This window comes from Streptomyces sp. NPDC028419 (assembly GCF_055565515.1).
Map to the genome: position 1 here is coordinate 1 of NZ_JBVHUE010000015.1, position 18,383 is coordinate 18,383.

The 18,383-nt window shown below is 73.4% G+C and carries 15 protein-coding genes; 4 read left to right on the plus strand and 11 right to left on the minus strand.

What is annotated here, in order from left to right:
* Positions 1-395: 395 nt before the first annotated feature.
* The 6 genes from proC to ACZ4UB_RS18715 all read right to left on the minus strand — a co-directional run bounded on the left by proC (position 396) and on the right by ACZ4UB_RS18715 (position 5,034).
* Complete coding sequence (proC, locus tag ACZ4UB_RS18690) at positions 396-1,205, minus strand: pyrroline-5-carboxylate reductase (protein WP_354384596.1); 810 nt, start codon at positions 1,203-1,205, stop codon at positions 396-398.
* Positions 1,206-1,396: 191 nt separating this feature from the next.
* Positions 1,397-2,134, minus strand: a complete 738-nt coding sequence (locus ACZ4UB_RS18695; RefSeq protein ID WP_468071423.1) for an ABC transporter permease — start codon at positions 2,132-2,134, stop codon at positions 1,397-1,399.
* Positions 2,131-2,970, minus strand: coding sequence for an ABC transporter ATP-binding protein (locus ACZ4UB_RS18700; RefSeq protein WP_468071425.1), 840 nt, complete (start codon positions 2,968-2,970; stop codon positions 2,131-2,133). Before ACZ4UB_RS18700 ends, ACZ4UB_RS18695 begins: the two co-directional genes overlap by 4 nt.
* 96 nt (positions 2,971-3,066) lie before the next feature.
* The gene (locus ACZ4UB_RS18705) at positions 3,067-4,131 is read right to left on the minus strand and encodes a CPBP family glutamic-type intramembrane protease (RefSeq protein ID WP_468071427.1); all 1,065 of its coding nucleotides are present in this window, start codon (positions 4,129-4,131) and stop codon (positions 3,067-3,069) included.
* 5 nt (positions 4,132-4,136) lie between these two features.
* Complete coding sequence (locus tag ACZ4UB_RS18710) at positions 4,137-4,682, minus strand: hypothetical protein (RefSeq protein WP_468071429.1); 546 nt, start codon at positions 4,680-4,682, stop codon at positions 4,137-4,139.
* Between the two features lie 85 nt (positions 4,683-4,767).
* On the minus strand, positions 4,768-5,034 hold the full coding sequence (locus tag ACZ4UB_RS18715; protein ID WP_468071647.1) for a peptidase: 267 nt from the start codon (positions 5,032-5,034) through the stop codon (positions 4,768-4,770).
* 172 nt (positions 5,035-5,206) lie between these two features.
* On the opposite strand from ACZ4UB_RS18715, the gene ACZ4UB_RS18720 reads away from it, so the two are divergent.
* Complete coding sequence (locus tag ACZ4UB_RS18720; RefSeq protein ID WP_468071431.1) at positions 5,207-7,375, plus strand: protein kinase domain-containing protein; 2,169 nt, start codon at positions 5,207-5,209, stop codon at positions 7,373-7,375.
* 524 nt (positions 7,376-7,899) lie between these two features.
* Here the strand turns inward: ACZ4UB_RS18720 and ilvD are convergent.
* From ilvD to ACZ4UB_RS18740, 4 genes are all read right to left on the minus strand, one after another.
* Positions 7,900-9,750, minus strand: coding sequence for a dihydroxy-acid dehydratase (gene ilvD, locus ACZ4UB_RS18725; RefSeq protein WP_468071433.1), 1,851 nt, complete (start codon positions 9,748-9,750; stop codon positions 7,900-7,902).
* 101 nt (positions 9,751-9,851) lie between these two features.
* Positions 9,852-10,475 (minus strand): TetR/AcrR family transcriptional regulator, encoded by a 624-nt coding sequence (locus ACZ4UB_RS18730; protein ID WP_468071435.1) that lies wholly within the window; start codon positions 10,473-10,475, stop codon positions 9,852-9,854.
* The gene (locus tag ACZ4UB_RS18735; RefSeq protein ID WP_468071437.1) at positions 10,472-11,314 is read right to left on the minus strand and encodes a sugar phosphate isomerase/epimerase family protein; all 843 of its coding nucleotides are present in this window, start codon (positions 11,312-11,314) and stop codon (positions 10,472-10,474) included. Before ACZ4UB_RS18735 ends, ACZ4UB_RS18730 begins: the two co-directional genes overlap by 4 nt.
* Positions 11,315-11,640: 326 nt before the next feature.
* Complete coding sequence (locus ACZ4UB_RS18740; RefSeq protein WP_467962266.1) at positions 11,641-12,570, minus strand: Ppx/GppA family phosphatase; 930 nt, start codon at positions 12,568-12,570, stop codon at positions 11,641-11,643.
* A gap of 62 nt (positions 12,571-12,632) precedes the next feature.
* Between ACZ4UB_RS18740 and ACZ4UB_RS18745 the strand changes: the two genes are divergently transcribed.
* Positions 12,633-13,454, plus strand: a complete 822-nt coding sequence (locus tag ACZ4UB_RS18745) for a DUF3109 family protein (protein ID WP_354384606.1) — start codon at positions 12,633-12,635, stop codon at positions 13,452-13,454.
* Here the strand turns inward: ACZ4UB_RS18745 and ACZ4UB_RS18750 are convergent.
* Positions 13,441-15,201 (minus strand): RNA polymerase sigma factor, encoded by a 1,761-nt coding sequence (locus ACZ4UB_RS18750; RefSeq protein WP_468071440.1) that lies wholly within the window; start codon positions 15,199-15,201, stop codon positions 13,441-13,443. The genes ACZ4UB_RS18745 and ACZ4UB_RS18750 overlap by 14 nt on opposite strands.
* Before the next feature lie 158 nt (positions 15,202-15,359).
* Between ACZ4UB_RS18750 and radA the strand changes: the two genes are divergently transcribed.
* Together radA and disA are read left to right on the plus strand one after the other, a co-directional pair.
* Complete coding sequence (radA, locus tag ACZ4UB_RS18755) at positions 15,360-16,769, plus strand: DNA repair protein RadA (protein ID WP_468071442.1); 1,410 nt, start codon at positions 15,360-15,362, stop codon at positions 16,767-16,769.
* Between the two features lie 177 nt (positions 16,770-16,946).
* Complete coding sequence (gene disA / locus ACZ4UB_RS18760; RefSeq protein WP_354384609.1) at positions 16,947-18,071, plus strand: DNA integrity scanning diadenylate cyclase DisA; 1,125 nt, start codon at positions 16,947-16,949, stop codon at positions 18,069-18,071.
* The last annotated feature ends 312 nt before the right edge of the window (positions 18,072-18,383 follow it).

An 18,383-nucleotide genomic window follows, 5' to 3' on the forward strand; every position in this document is an offset into this window, starting at 1 on the left:
TCGTGTCCGATTCCCGGTCGAAGCGGGATCCTGCTTTTCGCTTTCCAGGTTCTCGCTTTCGCGTTTCCCTTTCCGGCGAGTCCGACTCTATCAGAACCTTTCGGGCCTGACTCCCAGTCAGCGGGCTTTGTCTTCGCGGCTGTTGGGCCGTTCCGACGAGGTGTGACACTAGCGGATTCCTTGTCCCCGACCTAATCGGCGGGAGTGCCGCTCGGGCACGGATTCCTCATTCGCAAATACGCATGAAAAAGAGACGACAACGTACGTCGTTTCGTTCGAATGTGTAGTGGCGGATGGCTGTCCGGGGACCGACCAGGGTCGGCAGCTCACTTCGGACAACTCGAAGAACCTTACGGACCCCGAACGCCAGTGTCAACCCCGGTCGGGCCCGCGCGTCAGCTGTTGCCGGTGGCGAGTTCGCGGCTGCGGTCGCGGGCCGCTTCCAGGGCGGCGATGAGGGCCGCCCGTACGCCGTGCTTCTCCAGTTCCACGATCGCGTTGATCGTCGTACCGGCCGGGGAGGTGACGGCCTCGCGGAGCTTGACCGGGTGTTCGCCGCTGTCGCGGAGCATGACGGCGGCGCCGACCGCGGCCTGCACGATCAGGTCGTGGGCCTGGGCGCGCGGGAGGCCGAGGAGGATGCCCGCGTCGGTCATGGCTTCGACGAGGAAGTAGAAGTACGCGGGGCCGGAGCCGGACAGGGCCGTGGCGGCGTCCTGCTGGGACTCGGGAACGCGCAGGGTCTTGCCGACGCCGCCGAAGATCTCCTCGGTGTGGGCGAGGTGGGCGCCCGTGGCGTGGCTGCCTGCCGAGATGACGGACATGGCCTCGTCCACGAGGGCCGGGGTGTTCGTCATGACGCGGACCACGGGCGTGCCCGCGGCGAGCCGGTCCTCGAAGAAGGAGGTCGGGATGCCCGCGGCGCCGCTGATGACCAGGCGGTCCGCCGGCACGTGCGGGGCCAGTTCTTCGAGGAGCTTGCCCATGTCCTGCGGCTTGACCGTGAGGATCAGGGTGTCGGCGCGCTTGGCGGCCTCTGCGTTGGTGACGGCTTCGACGCCGTAGCGGGTCCGGAGCTCCTCGGCTCGTTCCGGGCGGCGGGCCGTGACGAGGAGCTTCGAGGCGGGCCAGCCGCCTCGGATCATCCCGCTGAGCAGGGCCTCACCGATCTTGCCGGTGCCGAGAACGGCGACAGTCTGGGTCATGGCCTCATCTTTGCACCCGGGCTCGACGGTCTAGGTCCTGTCGTCAAAGTGCCGTCGTCGCCCGAAGGGCGGCCCCGCGGCGTCTGGTGCGTGCTCTCGCCGTGCCGGGCGGAAGCCCGCGTACTGGACGCCCGGTGCGGCGAGAGTGCGTGCCAGGCGTCGCGGGGCAGACGGCACTTTGACGACAGGACCTAGGGAGTGCGGCGGCGCAGGGTGGCCGCGCCGAGGACGAGGACCAGCAGGGCGCAGGCGGCCACGACGATCGCGTCGCGGACGAAGTCGGTGGTCATGTCGGTGTGGGTGAGGACCTGGGTCATGCCGTCGACGGCGTAGGACATGGGCAGGACGTCGGACACGGCTTCGAGGACCGGCTGCATGGTGTCGCGGGGCGCGAAGAGTCCGCACAGGAGCAGTTGGGGGAAGATCACGGCCGGCATGAACTGGACGGCCTGGAACTCGGAGGCCGCGAAGGCGGAGACGAACAGGCCGAGCGCGGTGCCGAGGAGCGCGTCGAGCAGCGCGACCAGGAGGAGCAGCCAGGGCGAGCCGACGACGTCGAGGCCGAGGACCCAGAGGGCGAGGCCGGTGGCGAGCAGCGACTGGACGACGGCCACGGCGCCGAAGGCGAGGGCGTAGCCGCCGATCAGGTCGCCCTTGCCCAGGGGCATCGCGAGGAGGCGTTCGAGGGTGCCGGAGGTGCGCTCGCGCAGGGTCGCGATGGAGGTCACCAGGAACATCGTGATCAGCGGGAAGATGCCGAGGAGGCTGGCGCCGATGCTGTCGAAGGTGCGCGGGCTGCCGTCGAAGACGTAGCGCAGCAGGGTCAGCATCAGGACCGGCACGAGCAGCATCAGGGCGATGGAGCGCGGGTCGTGGCGGAGCTGGCGCAGGACGCGCAGGGCGGTGGCGGTGGTGCGGGCGACGTTCATCGGGTCTCGTTCTCCCCTACGGCGGTGGCCGGGGCGGCGCCCCGGGCTCGGGCCTCGGCGTTGGCCTCGTCCACGAGGTGCAGGAAGCCCTCTTCGACGGTCTCGGAGCGGGTACGGGCGCGCAGCGCGTCCGGGGTGTCCTCGGCGAGGATCCGGCCCTCGCGCATGAGGAGCAGGTCGTGGCAGCGCTCGGCCTCGTCCATGACGTGCGAGGAGACGAGGATCGTGGCGCCGCGGCTGTCGGCGAGGGTGTGGAAGAGGTTCCACAGGTCGCGGCGCAGGACGGGGTCGAGGCCGACGGTGGGTTCGTCGAGGACGAGCAGTTCGGGGGTGCCGAGCAGGGCGACGGCGAGGGAGACGCGGCTGCGCTGGCCGCCGGAGAGGTTCCCGGCGAGGGCGTCGGCGCGGGAGGTCAGGTCCACGTCGGCGATGGCGCGGCCGACGTCGGCGCGGCGGCGGTCGGCGGCGGCCCGGCCGGGGTCGAGGACGGCGGCGAAGTAGTCGAGGTTCTGCCGGACGGTGAGGTCGTCGTAGACGGAGGGCGCCTGGGTGACGTAGCCGATGCGCGAGCGCAGTTCGGGATGTCCGGCGGGGCGGCCGAGGACGTCGAGGGTGCCGGTGACCTGGGCCTGGGTGCCGACCACGGCGCGCATGAGGGTGGACTTCCCGCAGCCGGAGGGGCCGAGGAGGCCGGTGATGCGGCCGCGGGGGACGGTGAAGTCGATGCCGTGGAGGACGGTGCGGGGGCTGCGGCCGGCGCCGCGGCGGACGGTCAGGCCGCGGGCGTGCACGGCGGGAGGGGTGGCCGCGGTTCCGTCGGCCCGGTTATTCATCATGTGATGAATAATGCTCCTGGGGGTGCCGGCCGTCAACCACCCGGGAGGGCGGCAGGAGGGGAAGGACCGGAAGGAGTGGACGAAGGAGCGGTGCGGTCAGGAGGAGACGGTGCGGATTTTGCGGCGCTCGGCCAGCTTGACGACGAGCAGGCAGTAGAGGGGGGTCGCGACGAGTTCCAGGACCAGCGCCTGCCAGGGCGCGTCGGCGGCCGTCTCGTCGTTGGCGAGGTCGTCGGCCAGGGCGGCGAGCGTGAAGGCCAGCAGGTTGTTCACCATGTGGTGCGCGATGGCGGCCTCCAGGCCACCGGTGCGCAGGGTGAGCCAGGCGTACCAGGCGGCGGAGTAGAGGAGCAGTGCGAAGCCCGACCACTGGCCGAAGCCGTGGGCCAGGGCGAAGAGGACCGAGCCGACGGCGATGCCCACCCACGGGGTGCGCAGGTGCGCGCCGAAGGCCTGCAGGATCCAGCCCCGGAAGAGGTACTCCTCCGCGGCCGCCTGGAAGGGGACCAGCAGCCACACCACGGCGAGGGAGAGCAGCAGCGTCCCCAGGGCCTGCGGGGCGAACAGCTCGGCCGCCGTACCGTCGGGCCCCTCCCCCGGCAGCAACCACACGAGCAGGCCGATCTGGGTGCCCAGCACGGGCAGGGCGAGGCCGGAGCAGAGGGCCAGCCAGCCGAGCCGCAGCCGGCCGGTGACCGAGGAGATCGTGCCGGCCGGACGGCGCTGGATCCAGCGGACCACGAGCAGGACCGCGGGTATCGCGAGGCCGAGGCTGACGAGGCCGAGTGCCACCTCGGCGATCGGGTCGGCGAAGACCGCCTCCCCGTCCGGGTCGGCGGTGGCGATGCCGAAGACATCGGCGAGCAGCATGGCCGCGACGAACAGCGCGATCATGCAGACCACGCCGGCGGCGCCGAGCAGGGCGGTTCCGCCCAGCTCACGCCAGATGCGCTGGCCGCCGTTGCGGGCCAGGGCGGCGTACGACGAGCCGCCGGGGGCCGCGAACGGTCCGGTGGACGGCGGGGGCGGGGGTCCGTACGGGTAGGTCCAGTGCGGCGGGTACGGCGCGTACTGGGTGTGGTGGGGCTGTTGGGGGTGCGGGGGCTGTTGGGGATGCTGGGGGTACTCGTGGGCGTCGGGGTGCGGGGGCGTACCGCTCATCCCGGCTACTTCTTCTTGCGCTTGGGACGGCGGGCCGCGGGGTTCCCGGTGCGGGTGCCCCGGCGGCGAGCGTGTTCGGTGCGGGCGCGCTCGTACTCGGCGCGGGCCAGCCCCTCGCCGGGTGCCTCGATCAGGCAGCGCAGGAAGTACGCGATCAGCCCGCCGATGAAACCGATGGCCTTGAGGCCCTTGAGCGAGGCCTCGTCCGAGGACGGCGCCGGGCGGCGGGTGAAGGACTCCCACGCCTTCGCGAAGGCGATGGAGCTCGCGATCGCGAAGAGGACGACGACGGAGATGCTGAGGAAGGGACCGACGTTGCCGATCTCCAGGCCCTCGTACGCGAAGCGGAGCAGGTAGGCGGCGATGACGGCGGCCAGCAGCGAGGCCACCGCCATGCCGGCGCGGCGCAGGCCGTACCCGCCGTCGTGCGCGACCCAGGTGGTGCCGAAGAACCGGATCGGCTGCGGCTGGGGGCCCTCGGCGGCAGCCGGGGTCGCCGCGGCTCCGGCGTCTCGTCCGGCGTCTCGCTCGTCGTCTCGTTCGTCGCTCACACCGGCGATTATCCCCCGACGGGCGGCACGGGCCGGCTGTGTCTCACGTGGCAGTCGGGGCGCCGCACACACCCCGGTCACAGCACTAGCCGCAGCGGGTGGCGACGTAGCCGTCGCTGCCCGTCTTGACGTAGGCGTCGGCGACGTACAGGCCGTTGCCGATGCAGTCCCAGATGTCCGACGTGCCGTAGGGGCCGGAGACCGTCGTGCCCGGGGTCTGGCAGTCGATCTTCACCCAGGCGTCGTACGGGAGGACCTTCTTGATCGGGTAGCCGGTGCCGGGGCCGCTGCGGACGTTCACCCGCGAGTCGGGCGCGACCGGGAACGTCATGTAACCGGCGTCACCGGACATCGCGGACAGGGATTCCACCGCGCCCGCCGTCTCGTCAACCGCCATGCTGATCTCCCCCATTGACCGGATATCGACCACGACCGGACGGTAGTGCCCGGCAACTCGCGGAGGATAGCAGCCCCTTACGGAATCGCACGCACCGTCGACTAGGCTCCCCCAGGGGTGATGGGCGATGAGATCGGCGCGCGCTGAGCAGTCCGGGTTTCCGGAGTACGCCGGGCTGTACCGGCTGGAATCCGTCCTCGGTTCCGGCGGCATGGGCGTCGTCCACCTGGCCACTTCCGCGTCCGGTTTGAAGCTCGCCGTGAAGATCGTGCACGCGCAGCACGCGGTGGATCCCGAGTTCCGCGCCCGCTTCCAGCAGGAGGTCGCGGCCGCGCGGCGGGTGAGCGGCGCCTTCACCGCACCCGTCGTCGACGCCGACACCGACGCCGAACGGCCCTGGATGGCCACCTTGTTCATCGACGCCCCGACGCTCGCGGAGCGGGTGCGCGAGCGGGTGTTGGATCCGGCCGAGGTCGGCCGGCTCGGCGCCGGGCTGGCGGAGGCGCTGCGCGACATCCACCGGGCCGGAGTGGTCCACCGGGACCTGAAGCCGAGCAACGTGCTGATGGCGCCCGACGGGCCGAAAGTCATCGACTTCGGGATCTCGCGCCCCTACGACAGCGACCTGCGGACCGAGACCGGGAAGCTGATCGGGACCCCGCCCTTCATGGCGCCCGAGCAGTTCCAGCGGCCGCGGGACGTCGGGCCCGCCGCGGACGTCTTCGCGATGGGAGCGCTGCTGGTCCACGCGGCCACCGGGCACGGGCCGTTCGACTCCGAGAGCCCGTACATCGTGGCGTACCAGGTGGTGCACAACGAGCCCGACCTCACGGGGGTGCCGCAGGAGCTGGCGCCGCTGATCGCGCGGTGCCTGGCGAAGGACCCGGCCGCGCGGCCCACCGCCGACGAGCTGATCGCCGTACTGCGCTCGGCCGCCTATCCGACGAACGAGGACACGCGGGCGTTCATACCGCGTCCGCGGCTCCCCCTGGTGGGTCCGGCGGACCCGGCGGCCGAGCCGGTCACGCACCGGCGGGACGGGCTGCTGTCCGGGGACGCGCCGGGCGGACCGGATGCCGGGGCGGATGCCGGGGCGGGGCCGCGCGCGGGGCGGCGGCGGCGCTCTCGGTGGCGGGTGGCCGCCGTGGTGGGGACCGGGCTGCTGGTCACGGGCGGGGCGGTCGGCGGGTACGTGCAGTTCCGGGAGACGCCGGCCAGGACGGTCGCCGATCACCTGGACGGCGCGCCGGGCGGGGCCGCGCCGGCCAGGATCGCGCCGTGGTCGGTGACCCCCGCCGCGGCCGGGGCCGCGCGGCGGATCCCGGCCTGCGGCTGGATGACGGACGCCCTCTACTGCTCGGCGCCCGGTCTCGCGGCGGTCCGGCTGGACCCGGCGACGGGTGCGGTGCGGTGGTCGGCGGCGGGGGTCACGGGTCCGGCGGACCCGGCGCCGTTCCCCGGGGGCGGGTCCGTCCTCGTGTACCTCTCCGGCAGCCACCTGTTGCAGGCGCTCGACCCGGCGACGGGGGCGCAGCGCTGGAAGGCCGACACTCCGCGCGGCGCGGACGTCGTGCCGGCGGGTGCGCTGGTGCTGGTCGCCGCCGCCGACGGGCAGGTGACGGCGCGCGACGCGGCGACCGGTGCCGTGCGCTGGACGAAGCGTACGGCGGGCACCGGTGCGCAGTTCGTGGCGGCGGCGGACGGCTCGGAGGTGTACGCCGTCACGCCCGCGGGGGACGGTACGTCGACCCAGGTGCTGGCCCTCGCGGCGGCCGACGGCGCCACCCGCTGGCAGCACCGGGTGGTGGGGCTGCTGGAGCCGGTGGGGGTGGTGGACGGGACGCTGCACCTTCTGGCGGGCGACGGGATGGTGACGGACTCGGTGGTACGGCTCGACCTGCGGACCCGGGGCGAGCGGCGCACGCTGCTGCCGACGAGCCTGTCGCAGGCGCAGGCCGGGGTGGGGGCGGACGGGACGGTGTACGCGTTCGGGAGCGGGGGTGCGTTGGCGGCCGTGGGCGCGGAGCGGGAGTTGTGGCGGCTGGAGACGGCGGCCAGCCAGGGGTCGCGGCCGGTGGTGGCGGACGGGCGGGTCCATCTCATGGCGGCGGACGGGCGGCTGCTGGCGGTGGACGCGGTGCGGGGGAGGTTGGTCGGGGCGAGTGCTCCGCGGATGGCTACGGGGGCGAACACCTTTGTGCCGGTGCGGCCTGCGCCGGTGGTGGCCGACGGGCGCGTCTTCGGCTCCGCCCCAGACGGCTCGGTCTTCGCCCTCGACCCCGGCGGCTGGCACTGACCCCGCCGTCCTCCCTCCGGGGGGCGCCTCAAACGCCGGCGGGGCTGCAGGGGGCGGACCCCTTCAGCCCGCCCGACGATCGAGGCCACGACCGCCAGCGCCCGACCGCCGGTCGTGTGCCCTCCGGGGGCGCCTCAAACGCCGGCGAGGCTGGAGGGGGCGGGCGCTAACGCCGGCGAGGCTGGACGGCGCACGGCCGACGGCGCCGGTTTGAGCCTGCCCGGCGATTGAGGGCCCGCCGGAGGCACACCCAGCCCGGCCGGCGATTGAGGCCACGACCGTCAGCGCCCGACCACCGGTCGTGTGCCCTCCGGGGGCGCCTCAAACGCCGGCGAGGCTGGAGGGGGGCGGCCGAAGGAGCCCGTTTGAGCCTGCCCGGCGATTGAGGGCCCGCCGGAGGCGCATCCGGCCCGGCCGGCGATTGAGGCCACGGCCGTCAGCGCCCGGCTACCGGTCGACTGCGCCTCGAACGCCGGCGAGGCTGCACGGGGGCGGGCGCGAACGCCGGCGGGGCTGGGCCGGGGTCAGCCCAGGAGGGAGACGTCTCGGACGGCGCCCTTGTCGGCGCTGGTGGCCATGGCGGCGTAGGCACGCAGGGCCGCGGAGACCTTGCGCTCACGGTTCTTGGGGGCGTAGACGCCACCCAGGGCTTCGCGGCGGGCCGCCAGCGTCTCGTCCGGGACGAGGAGTTCGATCGAGCGGTTCGGGATGTCGATGCGGATGCGGTCACCGTCCTCGATGAGGGCGATCGCCCCGCCCGCCGCCGCCTCCGGGGAGGCGTGCCCGATGGACAGCCCCGACGTACCGCCGGAGAACCGCCCGTCGGTGATCAGCGCGCAGGACTTGCCGAGCCCGCGGCCCTTGAGGAAGGACGTCGGGTAGAGCATCTCCTGCATGCCGGGACCGCCGCGCGGGCCCTCGTAGCGGATGACGACGACGTCACCCGGCTTGACCTCCTTGCGGAGGATCTTGTCCACGGCCTCGTCCTGCGATTCGCAGACCACGGCCGGCCCTTCGAAGGTCCAGATCGACTCGTCGACGCCCGCCGTCTTGACCACGCAGCCGTCGACCGCGATGTTGCCGTGCAGGACCGCGAGACCGCCGTCCTTGGAGTAGGCGTGCTCGACGGAGCGGATGCAGCCGCCCTCGGCGTCGAGGTCGAGGGTGTCCCAGCGCTCGGACTGCGAGAAGGCGGTCGCGGAACGGACGCAGCCGGGGGCCGCGTGCCACAGCTCGATCGACTCCTCGGAGGCGGTGCCGCTGCGCACGTCCCAGGTGCCGAGCCACTCCTCGATGCTGGCCGAGTGCACGGTGTGGACGTCCTTGTTGAGCAGGCCGCCGCGGTACAGCTCGCCGAGGATGGCGGGGATGCCGCCGGCCCGGTGGATGTCCTCCATGTAGTACGTGCCGCCCGGCGCCACGTTCGGCGCGACCTTGGAGAGGCACGGGACGCGGAGCGAGACCTCGTTGATGTCCTTGAGGTCGTAGTCCAGGCCCGCTTCCTGCGCCGCGGCCAGCAGGTGCAGGATCGTGTTGGTGGAGCCGCCCATGGCGATGTCGAGCGCCATGGCGTTCTCGAAGGCCTCGCGCGTGGCGATGGAGCGGGGCAGGACCGAGTAGTCGTCCTGCTCGTAGTGGCGCTTGGTGATCTCGACGATCGTGCGGCCCGCGTTCTCGTACAGCGCCTTGCGGGCGGTGTGCGTGGCGAGGACCGAGCCGTTGCCGGGGAGCGCGAGGCCGATGGCCTCGGCGAGGCAGTTCATCGAGTTGGCCGTGAACATGCCGCTACAGGAGCCGCAGGTGGGGCAGGCGTTCTCTTCGATGCGCAGGACGTCCTCGTCGGAGACGTTCTCGTTCGAGGCGTCGACCATCGCGTCGATGAGGTCCAGCTTGCGGACGGTGCCGTCGACGAGGGTGGCCTGACCGGCCTCCATCGGGCCGCCGGAGACGAAGACGACCGGGATGTTGAGGCGCATGGCGGCCATCAGCATGCCGGGGGTGATCTTGTCGCAGTTCGAGATGCAGATCAGGGCGTCGGCGCAGTGCGCTTCCACCATGTACTCGACCGAGTCCGCGATGAGGTCGCGGGAGGGCAGGGAGTACAGCATGCCGCCGTGGCCCATCGCGATGCCGTCGTCCACCGCGATCGTGTTGAACTCGCGCGGGACGGCGCCCGCGGCCAGGATCGCGTCGGAGACGATCCGGCCGACCGGGGCGAGGTGGGTGTGCCCGGGGACGAATTCGGTGAAGGAGTTGGCGACCGCGATGATCGGCTTGCCGATGTCGGCGCTCGCTACGCCCGACGCCCGCATAAGGGCGCGGGCGCCCGCCATGTTGCGGCCGTGGGTGACGGTGCGGGACCTCAGCTCGGGCATCGGGTTCACTCCCCATAGATGACACGTGGTTGGCTCAGATTACGAGGCTACGCCTGCCGCCCGGGATCCGGACAGGGTGTCCGCATGTCGGGACGGGAGGCTCATTCCTCGGTCAGGTACCGCTGGAGGGTGGGGGCCACGAGCGCCACGATGTCCTCCGGGTCGGCGGAGGCGAGCGGCTCGACCTGGACGACGTACCGCAGGATGGCGATGCCGACCATGTGCGAGGCGGCCAGCTCGGCGCGGAAGGTGGGGTCGGGGACGTTGAGGTCGGCCGCCACGCGTTCCAGGACCCGGCGCAGGATCAGCTGGCGCAGCACCTTGGCCGCCGCCTCGTGGGTCAGTGCCGAACGGATCACGGCGAGCAGCGGCGCGCGGGTGGCCGGGTTCTCCCAGATGCCCAGGAAGTAGCGGGCCAGGCGTTCGCCGATGCCGTCGGGGCCGGCCCCGATGACGGCCGGGACCACGACGGCGGGGTCCACGCTCATCTCGATGGTGGCCGCGAAGAGGTCGTCCTTGGTGCCGAAGTAGTGGTGGACCAGCGCCGGGTCCACGCCGGCGGCCTTGGCGATCCCGCGCACGGACGTCTTGTCGTAGCCGCGGTCGGCGAACTCCGCGCGGGCCGCGAGGCGGATCCGCTCCTGGGTGCCGGGGCCGTCGCCGGCCTCGTCCTGACGGGGGCGGCCGGGGCCGCGGCGGCGGCGCCCCTCGGGGGCGTCCGTCATCGGCGCGGGACCTTGGTGCCGGGGCCGGTGCCCGTGCCCGCGCTGGCGAGGTGCAGCCGGGTGAAGGCGAGGGCCTCGGCGAGGTCGGCCTCGCGCTCGGCGGCGGACATCGCGCGGCGGGTGTTGACCTCGATGACGACGTGGCCGTCGAATCCGGTGCGGGCGAGCCGGTCCAGCAGCTCCGCGCAGGGCTGGGTGCCGCGGCCGGGGACGAGGTGCTCGTCCTTGGCGGAACCGTTTCCGTCGGCGAGGTGGACGTGGGCGAGCCGGTCGCCCATCCGGTCGATCATCGCGGTGGCGTCCGTACGGGCGGTCGCGGTGTGGGACAGGTCGACGGTGAAGTGCCGGTAGTCGTCCTTGGTGACGTCCCACTCGGGCGCGTACGCGAGCATCTCGCGGTCGCGGTAGCGCCAGGGGTACATGTTCTCGACGGCGAAGCGGACGTCGGTCTCGTCGACCATCCGCCAGATGCCGGAGACGAACTCGCGGGAGTACTGGCGCTGCCAGCGGAACGGCGGGTGGACGACGACCGTGCTCGCGCCGAGCTTCTCGGCGGCGGCCTGGGCGCGCTGGAGCTTGGTCCACGGGTCGGTGGACCAGACGCGCTGGGTGATCAGGAGGCAGGGGGCGTGGATCGCGAGGATCGGGACCTGGTGGTGGTCGGAGAGCCGGCGCAGGGCCTCGATGTCCTGGCTGACGGGGTCCGTCCAGACCATCACCTCTACGCCGTCATAGCCGAGGCGCGCGGCGATCTCGAAGGCGGTCGCCGTGGACTCCGGGTAGACGGAGGCGGTGGAGAGGGCGACTTTCGCGTCCGGGATGCGCACTGGTTCTGCCACGGGGACAGGGTACGGGGGCGCGGGCCCGCACCCCCGCACCGGGCCGCCCGCCCACCCAGTCCCGCCGGACGCCCGGCCAGCCCACCACGCCTCCGGCGGGCCCTCAAACGCCGGGCAGGCTGAACTTGGCCGGGGCCGCCCAGCCCCGCAGCCCAGCCCCGCCGGCGATTGAGGCGCCCCCGGAGGGCACACCACCCGCACCCAGACGCCCAGCCGGCCCACTACGCCTCCGGCGGGCCCTCAAACGCCGGGCGGGCTGGATGTGGCCGGGGCCGCCCAGCCCCGCAGCCCAGCCCCGCCGGCGATTGAGGCGTCCCCGGAGGGGGTTAGGTGGGGAGGTGGTCCAGGCGGCGGAGGATGATGCCTTCTCGGAGGGCCCAGGGGCAGATTTCGAGTTCTTCCACGCCGAAGAGATCCATGGCGGCCTCGGCGACCATCGCACCGGCCAGCAGCTGCCCGGCCCGCCCCTCCGAGACGCCGGGGAGGGCCGCCCGCCGGAGCGTGGTCATCTCCGCGAGGCGCGGGACCCACTCCTCCAGGGACTTGCGGGTCAGCCCGCGCTGGACGAAGAGGCCCTCCGCCGAGCGGGCCGCGCCCGCGATCCGGGCCAGCTGCTTGAAGGTCTTGGAGGTGGCCACCACGTGGTCCGGCGCGCCCGACCGGCTGAACTCACCGACCGTCCGCGCGATCTGGGCCCGTACGTGCCGACGCAGGGCCTTGATGTCCGCCGGATCAGGCGGGTCGCCCGGGAGCCAGCCCGCGGTGAGCCGGCCCGCGCCGAGCGGCAGGGACACGGCGGTGTCGGGGTCCTCGTCGATGCCGGAGGCGATCTCCAGGGAGCCGCCGCCGATGTCGAGCACCATCAGCTTGCCCGCCGACCAACCGAACCAGCGGCGCACCGCCAGGAACGTCAGGCGGGCCTCGTCCGCGCCGCTGAGGACCTGGAGGTCGACGCCCGTCTCCTCGCGGACCCGGGTCAGCACCTCGTCGGCGTTCGTCGCCTCGCGCACCGCACTGGTCGCGAAGGGCAGGACGTCCTGGCACCCCTTGTCCTCGGCGGCCTGGGCGGCGCCCGCGATCACCGAGACGAGCCGCTCGACGCCGTCGGGGGTGACCGCGCCGCGCTCGTCGAGCAGCTCCGCCAGGCGCAGCTCCACCTTGTGGGAGTGCGCCGGCTGGGGGCGCGCGCCGGGGTGCGCGTCCACCACCAGCAGGTGGATCGTGTTCGAACCCACGTCAAGGACACCGAGTCTCATACGCGAAACGCTACTGGGCCGAACGCGTAGGGGCGGCGTAAGGGGCCTTTAGGCTTGGGTTCGTGCCCAATACGAAGAAGGCCAGCAAGACCAAGCCGAGCAAGACCAAGAAGTCGGCCACCGCGGACGAGAAGGGGCTCGACTTCGCCCGGGCCTGGGTGGAGTTCCCCGATCCGGCCGACGACGAGCAGATCTTCCGCTGTGACCTGACCTGGCTCACCTCCCGCTGGACCTGCATCTTCGGCAGCGGCTGCCAGGGCATCCAGGCGGGCCGCGCGGACGACGGCTGCTGCACGCTCGGCGCGCACTTCTCCGACGAGGACGACGAGAAGCGGGTCGCCGAGAACGTGGCGCGCCTGACGCCGGAGCTGTGGCAGTTCCACGACGTCGGCGCCGAGTCGGGCTGGGTGCAGAAGGACGAGGACGGCGAGCGGCAGACCCGGCGGTGGGAGGGGTCGTGCATCTTCCAGAACCGGCCCGGTTTCGCGGCGGGCGCCGGTTGTTCGCTGCACATCCTGGCGCTGCGGGAGGGCCGGGAGCCGCTGGAGACGAAGCCGGACGTCTGTTGGCAGCTGCCGGTGCGGCGGACGTACGAGTGGATCGACCGGCCGGACGACACCCGGGTGCTCCAGGTGTCGATCGGCGAGTACGACCGGCGCGGCTGGGGCCCGGGCGGCCACGACCTGCACTGGTGGTGCACCTCGGCGACCTCCGCGCACGGCGCGGGCGACCCGGTCTACGTGACCTACCGGCCCGAGCTGACCGAGCTGATGGGCAAGGAGGGCTACGACGCGCTGGTCGCGCTGTGCGAGGCGCGCCTGGCGTCGGCGCTGCCGATGGCCCCGCACCCGGCGGACCCGACGGGCCCGGTCAAGAAGAAGTAGGGGGCGCCGGGCTCGGGGTGAGCGTTCCCTCGGACGCGGTCGGCGTCGGGGTGGGGGTCGGCGTGGGCGTCGGGCTCGGCGTCTCGGTCGGCGTCGGGGTCGGGGTGGGCGTGGGGGTCGGCGTGGGATCCGTCGGCGGCGTCCGGCTGGGCTGCGGCGCCGGGCGGCCGCGGCCCGAGATCGAGACCATCGCGCCGCTCGGGTCCACCCCGACCCGGGCGGTCCAGGCGCCCACGGGCTGGGCGTCGGGGTCCACGGTGATCCGTAGGGTGACCGATTCTCCTGGGGCCAGGGTGCCCGCCGTGGCGCTCGCGCGCAGCCAGGGGGCGTCCGTCCACAGCCGCCAGTCGACGGGGGCGCCGCCGGACGCGCTGAGGGCGAGCAGGGTGACTCCGCCGCGGGAGGTGGCGGTGACGGTGAGCCGGCCCGGTCCCGCCGAGCCGGGCTGGGCGGGGCTGGGCGGGGCGCCCGAGCTGATCACCTCGACGGACACGTCGGGGACGGGGCTGCCTTCGGTGAACCGGGGCTCGGCGCCGGTGGTGCGGGTGTTGCCCGCGTTCTCGTAGGCGGCTGCGCCCGGGCCGGACCGGCCCTCGTAGCCGTTCAGGTAGGGCGGGATCTGTAGCTCGCTCGCGGAGATGCGGGTGTTGGCGGCGCCGCTCGGCTCGCCGGTGCTGGGGGCGCCGCGGTACGCGGCCCAGAGGGCCAGGACCGGCGCCGCGACCACGGTGGCGACGACCGTGGTGGTGACCGCGCGGGCCCGGATCCGGTCGCGGCGGGCGGCGCGGTCCTTCGGGTCGAGGGGGAATCCGGTCCGGGCGAACCGCGGGGCCCCGGCGCGACCGCGGACCCGGGCGGAGCGCAGCATCGCGGTGCGCACGCCGGTGCGCGGCGCCGGTACGAGCGGCAGGGCGCCGGTGCCCACGCCGCCGGAGCCGGGCCACGGGGCGCCGGCGCCGACGCGTTCGGCGACGCGGCGGCAGAGCGGGCAGTCGTCGACGTGGCGGACGAGTTCGGCGCGCAGGGTGGTGGAGAGCAGCACCTGGCTGTCGCCGGTGAGCCGGGAGACGGCGGGACAGTTGCCGGTCTCGACCACGGCGAGCGCGGCGCGGGTGCGCTCGACCTCGCAGGCGGCTCCGGTGAGCAGGTCGCGGGCGGCGGGGGCCGGGGTGCCGAGGACGGAGGCGAGTTCGGTCACGGTCAGCCGGTGGCGGACGGCGAGTTCGAGGGCCTCGCGCTGCTCGGGGGTGGTCCCGGCGGCCTCGGGCCAGGCGAGCCGGGCCAGCTCGGTCCGGCGGTACGCGCTGACGTCGATCGGGTCGGCGGGCGCGGCCCCCGCCCCCGTGCCCGCCCCCAGGGCGGTGTGGTCCGGAGAGGGCGCGCGGTCGGATTCGGTGCGCCCCGGCGCACGCCGGGTGGTGTGCGCGCCCGACGGAGTGTGCCGGGCGCGTCTCGTCTCGGCGAGCCTGCGCAGACAGGCCCAGCGGGCGAGGGCGTAGAGCCAGGCCCGGCGGTCGCTCTCGTCGGGGCAGCGCCCCGGGTGCCGCTCGGCCACGGCCAGGACCTCGCCGAGCACCTCGGTGGCGCTGTCGTGGTCGCACAGGACCGACAGGCAGTACGTGAACAGGCCGTCCAGGTACGGCTCGTGGCGGAAGGGGGGCGCCTGCTCCCCCTCGGGGAGCGTGCGCCCGTGCGCCCGGTGTGCGCCGGTGCGAGTCGTGGGGTTGCCGTGGTTGCTGCTGTTCACCTCGTGAAGGTAGGCGGCCGGCCGGTGACGGCCCGGAAGCCTTCAGCACTTTTAGTCCTTACGGGTGAACAGATCGTGTCGTTGCTGACAGCCGCCCTGACGTCCGTACCCGATCGGCCCCGGCGGGGGTGTCGGCGGCGGCCGTTACCGTTGGCGGCATGGCAGCAGCCCGTACATCCCGTTCATCCGCCAAGGACCGGCCGTCCTACCGCTGTACCGAGTGCGGCTGGACCACCGCGAAGTGGCTCGGCCGGTGCCCCGAGTGCCAGGCCTGGGGGACCGTCGAGGAGATGGGCGCCCCCGCCGTGCGGACCACCGCGGCCGGCCGCGTGTCCACCGCCGCCGTGCCCATCGCCCAGGTCGACGGGCGCCAGGCGACGGCCCGCTCCACCGGGGTCGACGAGCTGGACCGGGTGCTCGGCGGGGGTCTCGTGCCCGGCGCCGTGGTGCTGCTCGCCGGCGAGCCCGGCGTCGGCAAGTCCACCCTGCTCCTGGACGTCGCCGCGAAGGCGGCGAGCGACGAGCACCGCACCCTGTACGTGACGGGCGAGGAATCGGCGAGCCAGGTGCGGCTGCGCGCCGACCGGATCAACGCGCTCAGCGACCACCTCTACCTCGCGGCCGAGACGGACCTGTCGGCGGTGCTCGGGCACCTGGACGCGGTGAAGCCCTCGCTGCTGATCCTGGACTCCGTACAGACCGTCGCCTCCCCCGAGATCGACGGGGCGCCCGGCGGCATGGCCCAGGTCCGCGAGGTCGCCGGGGCCCTGATCCGCGCCTCCAAGGAGCGCGGGATGTCCACGCTGCTCGTCGGCCACGTCACCAAGGACGGGGCCATCGCCGGTCCCCGGCTGCTGGAACACCTCGTCGACGTGGTCCTCAGCTTCGAGGGCGACCGGCACGCGCGGCTGCGCCTGGTCCGCGGCATCAAGAACCGCTACGGCGCCACCGACGAGGTCGGCTGCTTCGAGCTGCACGACGAGGGGATCACCGGCCTCGCCGACCCGAGCGGGCTGTTCCTGACCCGGCGCGCGGAGGCGGTGCCCGGCACCTGCCTGACGGTGACGCTGGAGGGCAAGCGGCCGCTGGTCGCCGAGGTGCAGGCGCTGACCGTGGACTCGCAGATCCCCTCGCCCCGACGGACCACCTCCGGGCTGGAGACCTCCCGCGTCTCGATGATGCTGGCGGTGCTGGAGCAGCGCGGTCGCATCAGCGCGCTCGGCAAGCGGGACATCTACACCGCGACGGTGGGCGGGGTGAAGCTGACGGAGCCCGCCGCCGACCTGGCCGTGGCGCTGGCGCTGGCCTCGGCCGCGAGCGACGTACCGCTGCCGAAGAACCTCGTCGCGATCGGCGAGGTCGGGCTGGCGGGCGAGGTGCGGCGGGTGACGGGCGTGCAGCGCCGGCTCGCCGAGGCGCACCGGCTCGGGTTCACGCACGCGCTGGTGCCGGTGGACCCGGGCAAGGTGCCCGCGGGCATGAAGGTCATCGAGGTGGCCGACATGGGGGACGCGCTGCGGGTGCTGCCGCGCGGCCGGAGCCGGAGCTCGGCCAAGTCCGACGCGTGAGGTGGACGCGTGAGGTGCAGGTCAGGGGGCCCGTCCGGGGCCCTCTGACGGGCACAGTGGCCAAGCCACGGCGGGGGTGTGGCGCGCGCCGGTAGACTTTGTGCTGGTCCGCCCGGCCGTACGCACTCCCCTGTGCCCGTGGTGCGGGGCGGTACGACCCGCGACCGGAGGAGTGCAGTGGCAGCCAAGGACGGGGCAGCAGCATCCGGGAAGTCCGGCGCAGGCAGCAAGCAGGAGGCCCTGATGCGGGCTTCGCTGAGCGCGGTCGCACCTGGTCAGCAGCTGCGTGACGGCCTGGAGCGGATCCTGCGCGGCAACACCGGCGGTCTGATCGTGCTCGGCATGGACAAGAGCGTCGAGGCCATGTGCACCGGCGGCTTCGTCCTGGACGTGGAGTTCACCGCGACCCGGCTGCGCGAGCTGTGCAAGCTCGACGGGGCGCTCATCGTGGACAAGGACATCACCAAGATCCTGCGGGCGGGCGTCCAGCTGGTGCCGGACGCCTCGATCCCGACGGAGGAGACGGGCACCCGGCACCGCACGGCGGACCGCGTATCCAAGCAGTGCAACTTCCCGGTCGTCTCGGTCTCGCAGTCGATGCGGCTGATCGCGCTGTACGTCGACGGCGAGCGGCGCGTGCTGGAGGAGTCCGGGGCGATCCTGTCCCGGGCGAACCAGGCGCTGGCCACGCTGGAGCGGTACAAGCTGCGGCTCGACGAGGTCGCGGGCACGCTGTCGGCGCTGGAGATCGAGGACCTCGTGACGGTCCGCGACGTGACGGCGGTCGCGCAGCGGCTGGAGATGGTCCGCCGGATCGCGACCGAGATCGCCGAGTACGTCGTCGAGCTCGGCACCGACGGGCGGCTGCTGTCGCTCCAGCTGGACGAGCTGACGGTCGGGATCGAGCAGGAGCGCGAGCTGGTGATCCGGGACTACGTGCCGGAGCCGACGGCGAAGCGTTCCCGCACGGTGGACGAGGCGCTGGCCGAGCTGGATTCCTTCACGCACGCGGAGCTGCTGGAGCTGGCGACGGTGGCGCGGGGGCTGGGGTACACGGGGTCGCCCGAGACGCTCGACTCGGCGGTGTCGCCGCGTGGGTATCGGCTGCTGGCGAAGGTGCCGCGGCTGCCGGGGGCCATCATCGAGCGGCTCGTGGAGCACTTCGGGGGGCTGCAGAAGCTGCTCGCTGCCAGCGTGGACGATCTGCAGACCGTCGACGGGGTCGGGGAGGCGCGGGCGCGGTCCGTCCGCGAGGGGCTCTCGCGGCTGGCCGAGTCCTCGATCCTGGAGCGCTACGTCTAGCCCCCACCCCTGACGCAGCCCCTCCGGGGGGCCGCCTCAAACGCCGGCGAGGCTGGAATTGCCCAGACCCGACGGCCAACCTCAGCCCACTCCAGCCCGGCCGGCGATTAAGGCCACACCACCGGCTCGTTGCCCACCGGGGGCGCCTCAAACGCCGGCGGGGCTGGAATTAACCAGCCCGGCCGGCGATTGAGGCCACACCGCCGGCTCGCCGCCCACCGGGGGCGCCTCAAACGCCGGCGAGGCTGGAATTACCCAGCCCGGCCGGGCTGGAATTGCCCAGACCTGACGGCCAACCTCAGCCCACTCCAG

Excerpts from the sequence above, each read along its gene's own strand:
- ACZ4UB_RS18730 (WP_468071435.1), bottom strand. The coding sequence starts at position 10,475 with ATGACGGACGCCCCCGAGGGGCGCCGCCGCCGCGGCCCCGGCCGCCCC.
- radA (WP_468071442.1), top strand. The coding sequence starts at position 15,360 with ATGGCAGCAGCCCGTACATCCCGTTCATCCGCCAAGGACCGGCCGTCC.
- ACZ4UB_RS18700 (WP_468071425.1), bottom strand. The coding sequence starts at position 2,970 with ATGATGAATAACCGGGCCGACGGAACCGCGGCCACCCCTCCCGCCGTG.
- ACZ4UB_RS18705 (WP_468071427.1), bottom strand. The coding sequence starts at position 4,131 with ATGAGCGGTACGCCCCCGCACCCCGACGCCCACGAGTACCCCCAGCAT.
- ACZ4UB_RS18715 (WP_468071647.1), bottom strand. The coding sequence starts at position 5,034 with ATGTCCGGTGACGCCGGTTACATGACGTTCCCGGTCGCGCCCGACTCG.
- ACZ4UB_RS18720 (WP_468071431.1), top strand. The coding sequence starts at position 5,207 with ATGAGATCGGCGCGCGCTGAGCAGTCCGGGTTTCCGGAGTACGCCGGG.
- ACZ4UB_RS18740 (WP_467962266.1), bottom strand. The coding sequence starts at position 12,570 with ATGAGACTCGGTGTCCTTGACGTGGGTTCGAACACGATCCACCTGCTG.
- ACZ4UB_RS18695 (WP_468071423.1), bottom strand. The coding sequence starts at position 2,134 with ATGAACGTCGCCCGCACCACCGCCACCGCCCTGCGCGTCCTGCGCCAG.
- ilvD (WP_468071433.1), bottom strand. The coding sequence starts at position 9,750 with ATGCCCGAGCTGAGGTCCCGCACCGTCACCCACGGCCGCAACATGGCG.
- proC (WP_354384596.1), bottom strand. The coding sequence starts at position 1,205 with ATGACCCAGACTGTCGCCGTTCTCGGCACCGGCAAGATCGGTGAGGCC.